Below are 12,638 nucleotides of genomic sequence, written 5' to 3'. Positions count from 1 at the left end.
TGGAATTGGATAAGAAAGAATTTCAGGCATTAGTTTCGCTTTTAGAGGATGAAGATGAGGAAGTAAATCGTCATGTAGAGGGGAAAATAATGTCTTTGGGCAGTGATGTTATCCCATTTTTGGAGGAACAATGGGAAAACAGTTTTGACCCCAACATTCAGCGGAAAATTGAGGATATGATTCATACTCTTCAGTTTTCTCAATTAAAAGAACGCTTCAGAGTATGGAAGGAAAACGGGGGCGAAAGTTTATTGGAGGGGATGTGGTTAGTTTCACTGTATCAATATCCTGATACGGAGCTTAATGAATTAAACAAAGAGATAGAGCAAATTTACTACGATATTTGGGTGGAATTGAAAGATGATTTACATCCCTACGATAAAATTAAAATTATTAATGGTGCGCTTTTTACTAAATTAAAGTTCCGCGCCAATACTAAGAATTTCCATTCTCCTAATAATTCTTTTTTGAAATCAGTTTTGGAAAGTAAAAAGGGTAATCCCATTTCACTTTCGGTAGTTTACATGCTGGTAGCTGAAAAATTAGGTTTGCCAATTTATGGAGTGAATTTACCAAACCTTTTCATAATCACTTATAAAAGCGATGAAGTTCAGTTTTATGTAAATGCTTTTAATAGAGGATTAATTTTTTCAAAAAAAGACATTGATAACTACTTGGCGAATTTGAATTTAACTCCCAAAGCAGTTTATTACGAGCCGTGCTCAAATGAAGATATTGTTAAGAGAGTGCTTAGAAATTTGATAATGGCTTTTGAGAAATTAGGAGAACACCATAAGTCGGAAGAAGTAAAAGAACTTTTAATAGAAATTTCTGGTGGAATCGACTTTGATGCTTTGGGGTTGTAATCCCTCTTACTAGTGTTTCCCATTACTGGTATAGATTATTCAAGCATTCCAAAATTTGTGTTTTGAGAAAGAAAGAGGAAATATTAGCGAGCTTGCTTGTGTAGACAGGCTTATGCATTTATGGTAGAAGCCAGCCTTTTTCTGAAATTAAACTTTCTAAAATTTATGTTTCTTTATTTTCATGCTGAACGAGAGGAATATTAGATTCATCCATAAATCATTAACATCGCAAGGTCAGATTAATTTTAATACATTATTGTAACTACTATCAGGTCAAATTCAAACAAATAAAGTACTCCTCTAGCTCATAAAAAGCCAATTGATATTGCTGATTAAAATCCCCTTTTTGAATAGTACCCGTCATTAAAGTCCATTCTTTATTTTCAGGCTTTACACGTAGATGCTCTCTAAAATCCAGTTCCCTTTTCATAAAAAGCTTATACAAGACTTCCTTTGCAGACCATACTTTAGAAAAGTGCACTAGATTATCCTGGCAATAAGACATTTCTTCCACAGTATAAAGCCTGGGAGCAACTTTAGCCATTTTGGCTTTTGGTTTTTCTATGTCAATGCCAACATTTAGTTTGAATCCGACAGTTAGCGCTATATAATTTTCTGTATGCGATAGAGAAATATCGTATTCTGAATCAGGGATTTGCGGCTTTCCATATTCATTTCGAAAAATAGGTTGTTCACTAATTCTTAATTCATGTAAAACCGTTTTACAAAGCATTCTTCCTGCCATGAACTCCAATTTCTTTTCAGGATGGGTAGTTTCCTCCAATATATTTTTATCAATTGAACTAAGTGGAACATTTTCGAGGTAGAAATCTAAATCCTCTTCGATTTTCCAAACAGCTAAATGAATATTCTCGTTGATTTTCTTAATGAATTCTAATGCCATCGTTTAACTTTACAATATGCCTAAAATTAATGTAGAAAAAATTCAAAGCCTAACTGGACACAAAGATTGCTTGTATGTGGTAGAACCTGCAAGCGAAAGCCATCTCTTTTTTTCAGCAGGTGGTGATGGAATGGTGGCACTTTGGGATTTAAAAGACCCTGAATTAGGAACTATGGTGGCCAAAGTTCAAAATTCTGTCTATGCGCTACATTTTTTGAAGGAAAGTAATCGATTGATAGTAGGGCACAACTATGAAGGCATTCATTTGGTAGATGTAGCAGAAAAGCAGGAATTGAAATCAGCTAAAATCACTGATAGTGCCATTTTTGATATCAAAGTGGTAGAAAATATTATTTTAACTGCTTGTGGAGATGGGCAGTTAATTTTATCCGATTTAATGGATTTGAGTACTTTAGCTAAATTACAATTGAGCGATAAAAGTGCCAGAACCATTGCAGTGCATCCAGATAGAAAGGAAGTTGCCATTGGTTTTAGTGATAATACCATCAAGATACTTTCTACTTCCGATTGGCGTTTGAAAAAGGAATTTAAAGCACATGATAATTCAGTGTTCACACTGCAATATTCATTTGATGGTAATCTTTTATTAAGTTCAGGTAGAGATGCACATTTAAAAATATGGGATGTAAAAAGTGATTATATATTATTAGAATCCATAGTTGCGCATATGTATGCCATCAACAACATCAGTTTCAGACCAGATGGGAAATATTTTGCGACTTGCAGTATGGATAAAAGTATAAAAATATGGGATGCTGAGACCTTCAGATTACTGAAGGTGATCGATAAAGCTCGGCATGCTGGTCATGCCACTTCTGTCAATAAATTACTTTGGACAAACTATGAAAACAAGTTGGTAAGTGCCAGCGATGACCATACTTTATCAATTTGGGACTTACAAATCAAAAATTAGAAAATATCGCGTTATCTTTATATCTTGAAAAAGTGAAATACTTTTCTTAGGATTAAGACATTTCCTGGTTAAATGCGTTATTAAATAAAACAATTAGTTAAGCATTATGAAAATTACTCCTTTAGAAATACGACACAAAGAATTCGAAAAAGGCTTTAGGGGCTACGATAAAGACGATGTCAAGGCATTTCTTGCTTCTCTTTCCCAAGAGTGGGAGCGGGAAATGGATATGCAAAAGGAGTTAAAAATGAAACTGGAAGCTGCTGAAAAGGAAGTTGCCAAGCTTCGTCAAGTGGAAAGTTCGCTTTATAAAACCTTAAAAACTGCTGAAGATACGGGTGCCAATGTAATCACTCAAGCTAATAGAACTGCTGAACTGCATTTGAAGGAAACGCAAATGAAAGCGGATAAGCTATTATCTGATGCGCAGCAAAGAGCCAAAGATATAGTAGAAGATGCCAATCATAAAGCTCAAACTATTCTCGAAGAAATGGAGGATGAGTTGAAAGAAGTGGCGGACGGATTCAAGCAACTAGAAAATCACAAAGATAATGTGGCAGAGGAGCTTAGAAATTTAAGTACAGGCTTAACTGATAAGGTGAAGAAGATTGAAGAACGAATGCAACATGTCGATATTGAAACTCACCTTAAAAGAGCTAGGAAAGCAGTAAAAAAAATTCAAAATGCAGATGGCTATGAATTAGAGGATTTAAAATCCAAACCGATAGCCCATGAGGGAGTAAAAGCTCCAACTATTGAAGCTCCAACTAAAAAAGAAGAACCTGCATCAGTGAAAGAGGAAGAACCCGTTAAAGAGAAAAAGGAGAAAAGAGAGGAGGGTGGAGATGACACTTCATTCTTTGATGAAATTACTGCGGATTAGAATATTTCAATAAGTTTATTATGAAAGGAAAAGTAGCATTGTCTGGAATGGCCTTCTATGGCTATCACGGCTATTATGTGGAGGAGAATAAACTAGGAAATCATTATACAGTTGATTTGGTGGTAGAAACCGAATTTAAACAGATGGATGATAATTTAGAAAGCACATTAAATTACGAAAACCTCTATAAGAGCACAGAGGAGGTGATGAAAAAACCCCTCAAATTATTAGAAACCTTAGCCTTCCATATCGGAAAGAAAATTTTGACAGAAAATAAATCTGCTTTAAAAGTATTGGTAAGAGTCAATAAACAACAACCGCCTATCGGGGCTTTGTGTAAGAAGGCTTATGTGGAATTAGAGTTGGATAGGGAAGATATTTTTTAACAGAGCTACATTTTGCTTTCATAATTCTACAATGTTAGATTAGAACGTCATACCTGCGGAGGCAGGTATCTTGTCTTATTGAAACTTTGTTTCAATAATTTTCAGAACCATAGTCTAATCTATTTTTATGATTTTAGATATTTTAGCCATCTGCAAAAAAGTTGTTCATATTTTAACCTTAGGTTAAAATTAATAGATTCCTTTCTTCAAAGGAATGACGCACGGATGAACCTCAGTAGATGGTATCTCATCAGAACTTATTTTAACTAAATCGACTTACAAACAAAAATGAAATCATTGTTATGAGTTTTGGTTTGCCCGACAGTTTAATAGAGAAAATTACAAATATTCTCCAAAATCATTCAGAAGTGGAAGAAGCTCTAATCTATGGATCAAGAGCAAAAGGAAATTATAGAGAAGGCTCTGATATTGATATGGTTTTAAAAGGAAAATTACTAACTGAAGATATTCGAAATAAGATATTTTGGGAAATTGATGAGCTGAATTCTCCCTATACTTTAGACTTGTTTATTTATCATGAAGTTACTTCTCAGGAATTAATTCAACATATAAACAGAATAGGAAAGCCCCTTTACCAAAGAGCAATTCAAGCCCATTCCAACCAATAAAATTAAATACATTCATTTCTAATTTGCCTTTTTGTTGAATTTACTGCTATTTCACAGTCTGAAATATTGAACAAAATTATCAGCTATGGAATCGACTCAGAAATACAATCCCGAAACTTATAGAACTCCAACGGGCAGTCAACTCAATTGCAAAGGATGGGTGCAAGAAGCTGCTTTGCGAATGCTGTTAAATAATTTGGATCCAGAAGTGGCAGAGAGACCTGAAGAACTAATCGTATACGGGGGAAGGGGAAAAGCCGCAAGAAATTTTGAATCGCTGGATTTAATCATCAAAGCGCTTAAAGATTTAGAAGAAGATGAAACCTTGGTTGTGCAATCTGGTAAGCCAGTTGGAATTTTACCAACTCATACGGATGCACCTAAGGTTTTGATATCTAATTCGCAATTAGTGCCCAACTGGGCAAACTGGAAGCATTTTGATGAACTGGAAAAGAAAGGCTTGATGATGTACGGACAGATGACTGCAGGAAGCTGGATTTACATTGGCTCTCAGGGTATTGTGCAAGGAACGTATGAAACTTTTTCCGCTATAGCGAATAAAGATTTTAACGGGAGTTTGAAGGGAACCTTGACTGTTACTGCTGGATTGGGTGGTATGGGAGGTGCACAACCCTTGGCCGTTACCATGAATGATGGCGTTTGTCTGGTTGCAGAAGTGGAGCAATGGAGAATTGATAAAAGATTAAAAACCAAATATTTAGATGAATCCATAATAGATATGGATGCTGCCATAGATAGGGCTTTAGAAGCAAAAAAGAGACAAGAAAGCGTTTCAATTGGAGTTCCTTGCAATGCCGTTCATCTGCTAGAAAGATTGAAAGAAAGAAATGTAATTCCTGATGTTTTAACCGACCAAACTTCTGCTCATGATCCTTTGATAGGATATGTGCCACATCAAATAAGCCTGGAAGAATCTAATGTTTTACGGGAAGAAAATCCTGCTCAATATGAGGATCTTTCTTATGAATCAATGTATCGCCACGTAGAATTGATGTTGGAACTGCAAAAATTAGGAGCCGTCACTTTTGATTACGGAAACAATCTAAGAGCGAGGGCTCAAGAAAAAGGTTTAAAAAATGCTTTTGATTTCCCAGGATTTGTACCTGCATATATTCGTCCGCTTTTTTGCGAGGGAAAAGGTCCATTTCGATGGGTTGCACTATCAGGCGATCCTGCTGACATTGCGGAAACCGATAGAATCATAAAAGAATTGTTCCCTGAAAATGAATCTTTAATGCGTTGGATGGATATGGCGCAAGAAAGAATTGCCTTTCAAGGTCTGCCAGCGAGAATTTGCTGGCTCGGACAAGGAGAAAGAGAAAAAGCTGGATTGGCCTTCAATAAATTAGTAAAAGAAGGAAAAGTTAAAGCACCGATTGTAATTGGTAGAGATCATTTAGATACAGGTTCTGTTGCATCTCCAAATAGAGAGACTGAAGCCATGCTTGATGGTTCGGATGCAGTTGCTGACTGGCCTTTGTTAAACGCACTAGTGAACACTGCGGGTGGTGCCAGCTGGGTCTCATTACATCATGGCGGTGGAGTTGGAATGGGTTATTCCATCCATGCGGGTATGGTGATAGTGGCAGATGGTACTGAGGATGCTGAGAAAAGAATAAAAAGAGTACTACGTAACGATCCTGGAATGGGAGTTATCAGACATGCAGATGCTGGTTATGATATTGCAAAAGACACTGCCAGAAAGCATAAATTGGATATTAAAGAACGATTGAAATAAAAGTTGACCCTGGTCTGATGCATTTCGTATCTGACCGGTATTTTGCTAAACCCGCAAGGTTTTCAAAACCTTGCGGGTTTTCTGATTGCTCACCCCAAAGGAACCGCGGTGGTATCCGTAATTTTTTTCATTACAAAGGAGCTTTGGATATTTGCAAGGTTCTCATTGGTGGAGAGTTTATTGACTATAAAATCCTGGAAAGCATTCATGTCTTTTACCAAGATTTTTAAATGGTAATCGTATTGTCCTGCCAGGTGATAACATTCGGTAACTTCTGGGATTTTTGCTACATGCGCTTCAAATTGAGCCAATTTATCCTTGGTGTGTTTTTCAAGTCTCAACATACAAAGAGCCATTAATCCTTTCCCAGTTTTATCAGCATCAATCAGTGCTACATATTGTCCGATTACCCCTGTTTTCTCTAGTCTTTTTACTCTTTCATAAACTGGTGTGATAGTGAGATCGAGCTGTGCTGCCAGTTCTTTATTTGTAATGCGAGCATTCATTTGCAAGAGCTTTATGATTTGAATATCAATGGCATCAAGGCGGATAGTAGAATTATTTTCCATTTTAATACTTTTAAAAGGGTTTAAAAAGACTTAATTTCTATTGTATTTCTAATTATAGGTTTATTTTCTTAATAACATGCAATACAAGAATTATTTTCTAAATTTATAAAAAATATTAGAAATTATGAGCGAGCATTCTTTTTCACCAGAAAGTTTAATGATGTCTTTTGGTTATAAGCCAGAATTATCAGAAGGAGCTATTAAATGTCCTATTTTCCAGACTTCAACTTTTGCATTTAAAAAAGCAGAAGATGGAAAAGCATTTTTTGAAGTAGCTTATGGAAAAAGAGAAAAGGCGCAAGATGAAGATTTAGGGTTAATTTATAGTAGATTAAATAATCCCAATCTTCAAATTACAGAAGAGAGATTATGCCTCTGGGATGGGGCGCAAGATGCGGCAATATTCGAAAGTGGAATGGGTGCGATCAGCAGTATGTTGATGGAATTCTTAAATCCTGGTGATGTTCTGTTGCACTCTGTACCTGTCTATGGTGGAACCGATCATTTTATTAATCATGTTTTGCCCAAATGGGGTATTCAATCTATTGGAATAAATCCTTATCAAGATAAAGCAGAAGCTTTAAAGGAAATAGAAGCGAGCGGTATGAAAGATAAGATTCGTTTTATCTATCTGGAAACGCCTGCAAATCCAACTAATGCATTGGTTGATATAGAGATGTTTCGAGAAATTGCAAATGAATTACAAGCTACGGAAGAGCCTATTTACATTGGAGTTGATAACACTTACATGGGCCCTGTATGGCAGCACCCATTGAAATTGGGTGCTGATTTAGTGATTTATTCTGCCACCAAATATATTGGTGGTCATAGTGATTTAGTTGCGGGAGCTTGTTTAGGAGCTGCAAATTTGATTAAAAGAGTGAAAGGATTCCGAACTTTTATGGGCAATATGGCTGGATCACATACTGGTTGGTTGTTGATGAGAAGCTTGGAAACGCTAAAAGTACGTATGGAAAAACAAGCCGCTAATGCTCAAGAGGTTGCTAATTTCTTGAATACACACCCGAAAGTAGATAAAGTTTATTACTTAGGTAATTTAAAACCTGAGGATGGTCGTCAATATGAAATTTTCAAAAGACAATGTAGTTCCAATGGAGCCATGCTAGCTTTTGATATAAAAGGTGGAGAAAAAGAAGCTTTCAAATTCTTGAACAGCACAAAGTTGATTAAACTAGCGGTAAGTTTAGGAAGTACGGAATCTTTAGCTGAACATCCAGCTACCATGACGCATTCGGATGTTGATGAAGAATTAAGAAATAAAATGTCCATTACTGCCAGTTTAGTTAGAGTGTCAGTCGGAGTGGAAGATGCAAAAGATTTGATTTGGGATATTGATCAGGCTTTGGCGAAAGTTTGATTTCTAGAATCACGAGTCTAGAACATAGATTCTAGGCTCTTATTGTTTCTCTTAATAAATTAGCTTTTTTTATCAATTGTATATTGTCAACTGTCAATTTTTTTCCTTAGACTATTAAATTATATTTTCTACGAATATTTTTATTCTAACTTTTGATTAAATAAAATTACCCTTACCTTTGCGCGCTCGTTTTCACAGGGCTGCATTCTATAATTGCCACCCGCAATTAAATATCTTAGAATGAAACAATTTTTCAAATTATTTGACCTGACCCAAAAAGTAGATTACAAAACAGAAGTACTTTCAGGAGTTACCGTAGCATTAGCTTTGGTACCTGAAGCAGTGGCTTTTGCGATGATTGCTGGTTTAGCGCCCCTTACAGGTTTATATGCAGCTTTTGTTATGGGTTTAGTGACTGCTATTTTAGGTGGTCGTCCTGGAATGATATCTGGAGCAACAGGAGCTATTGCAGTTGTAATAGTGGCGTTAGCACAAACTCATGGAATTGAATATGTGCTTGCAGCGGTCATTCTATCAGGGTTAATACAAGTAGCTGCTGGATTTTTAAAGTTGGGGAAATTCATGCGAATAGTGCCACATCCGGTAATTTTCGGATTCGTTAACGGCTTGGCTGTTATTATTTTCACTTCCCAATTAGCGCAATTCAAAGACGCATCAGGTAATTGGCTAACAGGTGAGCCAATATATATATTATTAGCATTAGTTTTAGGGACTATGTTAATTGTTTGGGGTTTACCTAAGTTAACAAAAGTAATTCCATCTTCATTAGTAGCTATTTTGGTCGTTTTTGGAGTGGTTGTTTATTTTGGAATTGGAACCAGAACAGTAGGGGATGTAGCTTCAATTAGAGGCGGTTTTCCTCCATTTCATATCCCTCATATTCCATTTAAATGGGAGACATTAGTCATCATTTTCCCTTATGCAGGGATTATGGCTGCAGTTGGCTTGATTGAGAGTCTTTTAACACTAAATATCATTGATGAAATAACCGAAACCAGAGGTAGAGGAAATAAAGAAGCAGTAGCACAAGGTGCTGCAAATATTTTGTCAGGATTCTTTTCAGGAATGGGTGGTTGTGCAATGTTAGGGCAAAGTTTGATTAATATTTCTAATGGTGCCAGAGCAAGATTATTTGGAATAGTAGCGGCAGTAACTTTATTATTATTCATCATGTTTGCTTCTGCTTATATTGAATTAGTTCCAATGGCCGCATTAACAGGTTTGATGATTATGGTGGCAATTGGCACTTTTGAGTGGGCGAGTTTGAAGACCATTAACAAAATGCCTAAATCAGATATTTTAGTGATGGTTTTAGTTACTTTGGTGACAATTATACTTCATAACTTGGCATTGGCTGTCATAGTAGGTGTGATTATTGCTGCCCTGGTTTTTGCTTGGGACAATGCCAAAAGAATTCGTGCTAGAAAAAGTGTAGATGAGGATGGAATAAAACATTATGAAATTTATGGTCCATTATTTTTCGGGTCTGTTTCGGCTTTCAATGATAAATTTGATGTAATGAATGATCCTGAAGAGGTTATCATCGACTTTCAGGAAAGTAGGGTTGTAGATATGTCTGCAATTGAAGCATTGAATAAAATTACAGAACGATATTTAAAGGTAGGCAAGAAAGTGCATTTGAAACATTTAAGTCCTGATTGCAGAAGATTGTTGAAAAATGCTGATAAAATAATCGATGTTAATGTAATAGAAGATCCTAACTATAAATTAGTGATCGATAAAGTTTAGTTTTTCATAGTGAGTAGTTTTGGTTTAGAATAAGAAAGCCGGATTAATCAATTCGGCTTTTCTTATTTAATACCATTCCCAGTTGATGTTATTTTATGATCCTATTTCCGCCAATTAATCTAAGCAAGACAGCAATTACTGCAATTACCAAGAGTATGTGAATAATTCCTCCGGAATCGAATCCTAAGAAACCAATTAGCCATAGAATAACTAATACTACTGCTACAATGTAAAGAATGTTGTTCATGTGTTTTTTATTTAAATAATGTGTACCCTATTGTTGTTTGAACCCAAACGTTTTTATACCTGGGTGTATCTGAAGTTCCATTTCCATTGTTGTTTTGAACATCCCATCCCATTCTCAATCCAATTATTAAATCATCAGCATTAATATCGATTCCGGCAATAAAGCCAAGAATATTTTTTCGAACATTATCATTTCTTATTTCCTCCTCCTGTGCTGCAGTTCCAAAGTTGCTATCAAACTCATCTTTTTGCTTGATAAGAAAAGAATATTGAGGGCCTACAAGAATTGTAAGAGCTTCTGTAGGATTAATAGCGAGCTGTAGTGGTATATCAATAAAGGAGGTGGTTCTTTTAAAACTATAATTGCTTCCGAATAAAGTTCCATTACCTTTAAATCCTTTTTGAGAATATAATACCTCTGGTTGAAATCCCAGAAAGTCGCCAATTGGAACATGTAATAACAGACCTCCTACAAAGCCAAATTTCCCATCGGCATTAAAAGATTCTTCATTTTCATCATAAACGTTGGAATAATTAAGACCTGCTTTAATCCCTAGCCTTGCTTCATCTCTATCGTCATATCTACTCACATATATTTCGTCTTGAGCCATTGCAAAACTGGAAATAGTCATAAATGCTGCGGTAGCTAAAATTTTAAGATTTTTCATATTTTCGCGGTTTTAAGATTTAGTTTATGTAAAGATCAGAACCATGCGTTGGAAATTTGTTACATATTTAATGAGGATCATTACATGATTCGCACATTGTTACTTGCACATATGGCCTAAAACCAAAAAAAGGTCAGGATTTAAATATCCTGACCTTTTTGTTTTTTTGCTAAGAGGTAGTTCCCACTATCTACTTGAATCTTCGTTTTGGTCTTCATTGTAAATACCATTTTGATTTTCATTATGGTATTCCCTTTGTTGCTCATTTTGGTTTTCATTAATAATACCAATTACAGTTTCCCGGTCTTTATTTAATCGATTTTCTACTCTTTCCAGTAATTCATCTTCTTTTCCTTTTTCATACTTTAAATCCTGATCCGTTAGTTGAGGATAATTAGATTTAAGTTGTCTCGACTGCGCCTCCCAATTTCCTTTTATTTGAAAATTTTCGTTCGAATTATTTTTATTTGAGTTCATAAGCTGTAAAATTTATTTTGTAATTGAGTTATTACATTATAAAATTAGCTCAAATGAAGGTATGCTATGTTACACTCAAATAATTGAATAATACAAAGATCATAGGTTTTCATGATTCTCTAATCGCTTTTCCTTTTTGTTTTTATAAAACGAGGGACAAAGACCTGTATTCTTTTTAAACTGATTGGAAAGATGGGCTACGCTACTGTAATGCATTTGAAAAGCAATTTCTGAAAGACTTAATTCATCATAAAGGAGAAGCTCCTTGATTTTCTCAATCTTATTATTGATAATGAACTGCTGTATCGTTATCCCTTTTACTTCAGAAAAGACATTAGCTAAATAGGTGTAATCATAACCCAGTTTCTGACTTATATAGTAAGAGTAATTCTCTTTTGGTAGCTCTTCGCTGTAATGCACCATTTCGATAATTACGTTTTTAATTTTTTCTACAAGAATACTTTTTTTATCGTCCATTAATTCTAATCCAATTTTTAATAAATTTTCTTTAAGCTGTTCGCGCTTAGACTCTGATAGTTCTTCTCGAATTTTAACAGTGCCCAAATTTATTGTGGCACCGTGTAAATCAAGTTTATTTAATTCTTCTTTCACCATCATTTTGCAACGCAAACTGACCATGTACTTAATATGTAATATCTGCATGACACTAATGTTTAATTAACAATTCAAACTTTAGCCTACTTTAGGTTCATTTTTTTATACGTAAGATTTTCAATAAAAACTGACTTTTATATGATTTATTTTAAATTTTTAAATTTTTTGATTTTATATTTTGGCTAATAGAGGTGTTGATAAATATCTTTGAATTGAAATAGAAAAGGTGATTTTAAATTATTTAATAGAATTATTATATACGATTATTATAAATTGGACATAACTATTGGATGTGAACTTACCATTCGCTTTTTGATATAATCTTGTCTTAAGTACTTAAAAGTCGGTATTTTTATGCACGTAATAAATAATATAAAAAAGTAATAAAAGTAAAATTTTACTTATGACCATTTTTGTGAATCTAATCCAGATTGAAAATACCGATTAGGTATGGGATAAATTTATCGGTCAATGGTGAATTATTATGTTGAGAAATGAGGTGAAAATAATTTGAGATTTTAGTGTAAAACGTACTAATTATTCAAAGGAATGAA

At 34.8% G+C, this 12,638-nt stretch carries 14 protein-coding genes; 8 read left to right on the top strand and 6 right to left on the bottom strand.

Annotated features, from left to right (window positions below):
* Positions 1-5: 5 nt before the first annotated feature.
* Positions 6-866 (top strand): transglutaminase-like domain-containing protein, encoded by an 861-nt coding sequence (locus VFM92_RS13305; RefSeq protein WP_325122717.1) that lies wholly within the window; start codon positions 6-8, stop codon positions 864-866.
* Between the two features lie 268 nt (positions 867-1,134).
* Here VFM92_RS13305 and VFM92_RS13300 read toward each other — a convergent pair whose 3' ends face one another.
* Positions 1,135-1,770, bottom strand: coding sequence for a 4'-phosphopantetheinyl transferase family protein (locus tag VFM92_RS13300; RefSeq protein ID WP_325122716.1), 636 nt, complete (start codon positions 1,768-1,770; stop codon positions 1,135-1,137).
* Positions 1,771-1,786: 16 nt separating this feature from the next.
* On the opposite strand from VFM92_RS13300, the gene VFM92_RS13295 reads away from it, so the two are divergent.
* The 5 genes from VFM92_RS13295 to hutU all read left to right on the top strand — a co-directional run bounded on the left by VFM92_RS13295 (position 1,787) and on the right by hutU (position 6,361).
* Positions 1,787-2,704 (top strand): WD40 repeat domain-containing protein, encoded by a 918-nt coding sequence (locus VFM92_RS13295; protein WP_325122715.1) that lies wholly within the window; start codon positions 1,787-1,789, stop codon positions 2,702-2,704.
* Between the two features lie 106 nt (positions 2,705-2,810).
* On the top strand, positions 2,811-3,587 hold the full coding sequence (locus tag VFM92_RS13290; protein ID WP_325122714.1) for a DivIVA domain-containing protein: 777 nt from the start codon (positions 2,811-2,813) through the stop codon (positions 3,585-3,587).
* A gap of 20 nt (positions 3,588-3,607) precedes the next feature.
* Positions 3,608-3,973 carry a dihydroneopterin aldolase gene (gene folB / locus VFM92_RS13285; protein WP_325122713.1) on the top strand — a complete coding sequence of 122 codons (366 nt, stop codon included), beginning with the start codon at positions 3,608-3,610 and terminating at the stop codon, positions 3,971-3,973.
* Between the two features lie 302 nt (positions 3,974-4,275).
* Entirely contained in the window at positions 4,276-4,602 is a 327-nt protein-coding gene (locus VFM92_RS13280; protein WP_325122712.1) for a nucleotidyltransferase domain-containing protein, read from the top strand.
* Positions 4,603-4,687: 85 nt separating this feature from the next.
* Positions 4,688-6,361 (top strand): urocanate hydratase, encoded by a 1,674-nt coding sequence (gene hutU / locus VFM92_RS13275; RefSeq protein ID WP_325122711.1) that lies wholly within the window; start codon positions 4,688-4,690, stop codon positions 6,359-6,361.
* An 89-nt stretch (positions 6,362-6,450) separates the two neighbouring features.
* Here hutU and VFM92_RS13270 read toward each other — a convergent pair whose 3' ends face one another.
* Positions 6,451-6,930, bottom strand: coding sequence for an Lrp/AsnC family transcriptional regulator (locus tag VFM92_RS13270; RefSeq protein WP_325122710.1), 480 nt, complete (start codon positions 6,928-6,930; stop codon positions 6,451-6,453).
* 124 nt (positions 6,931-7,054) lie between these two features.
* Between VFM92_RS13270 and VFM92_RS13265 the strand changes: the two genes are divergently transcribed.
* Both VFM92_RS13265 and VFM92_RS13260 read left to right on the top strand, forming a co-directional pair.
* Positions 7,055-8,308: a cystathionine gamma-synthase family protein gene (locus VFM92_RS13265; protein WP_325122709.1), complete on the top strand. Its 1,254-nt coding sequence runs from the start codon at positions 7,055-7,057 to the stop codon at positions 8,306-8,308.
* 240 nt (positions 8,309-8,548) lie between these two features.
* Positions 8,549-10,078: a SulP family inorganic anion transporter gene (locus tag VFM92_RS13260; RefSeq protein ID WP_325122708.1), complete on the top strand. Its 1,530-nt coding sequence runs from the start codon at positions 8,549-8,551 to the stop codon at positions 10,076-10,078.
* Between the two features lie 88 nt (positions 10,079-10,166).
* Here the strand turns inward: VFM92_RS13260 and VFM92_RS13255 are convergent, their stop codons facing one another.
* The 4 genes from VFM92_RS13255 to VFM92_RS13240 all read right to left on the bottom strand — a co-directional run bounded on the left by VFM92_RS13255 (position 10,167) and on the right by VFM92_RS13240 (position 12,132).
* Positions 10,167-10,325, bottom strand: a complete 159-nt coding sequence (locus tag VFM92_RS13255; protein ID WP_325122707.1) for a lmo0937 family membrane protein — start codon at positions 10,323-10,325, stop codon at positions 10,167-10,169.
* A 7-nt stretch (positions 10,326-10,332) separates the two neighbouring features.
* A complete protein-coding gene (locus VFM92_RS13250) occupies positions 10,333-10,992 on the bottom strand; it encodes a porin family protein (RefSeq protein ID WP_325122706.1) in 660 nt (219 codons plus the stop codon).
* Between the two features lie 186 nt (positions 10,993-11,178).
* Positions 11,179-11,469, bottom strand: a complete 291-nt coding sequence (locus VFM92_RS13245) for a hypothetical protein (RefSeq protein ID WP_325122705.1) — start codon at positions 11,467-11,469, stop codon at positions 11,179-11,181.
* 99 nt (positions 11,470-11,568) lie between these two features.
* A complete protein-coding gene (locus VFM92_RS13240) occupies positions 11,569-12,132 on the bottom strand; it encodes an AraC family transcriptional regulator (RefSeq protein ID WP_325122704.1) in 564 nt (187 codons plus the stop codon).
* Positions 12,133-12,638: the final 506 nt, after the last annotated feature.

This window comes from Marivirga sp. (genome assembly GCF_035704835.1).
In the GTDB taxonomy this organism is placed as follows: domain Bacteria; phylum Bacteroidota; class Bacteroidia; order Cytophagales; family Cyclobacteriaceae; genus Marivirga.
The sequence above is the reverse complement of the archived record's forward strand: the minus strand, read 5'-3'. Positions and strand labels throughout refer to the sequence as shown.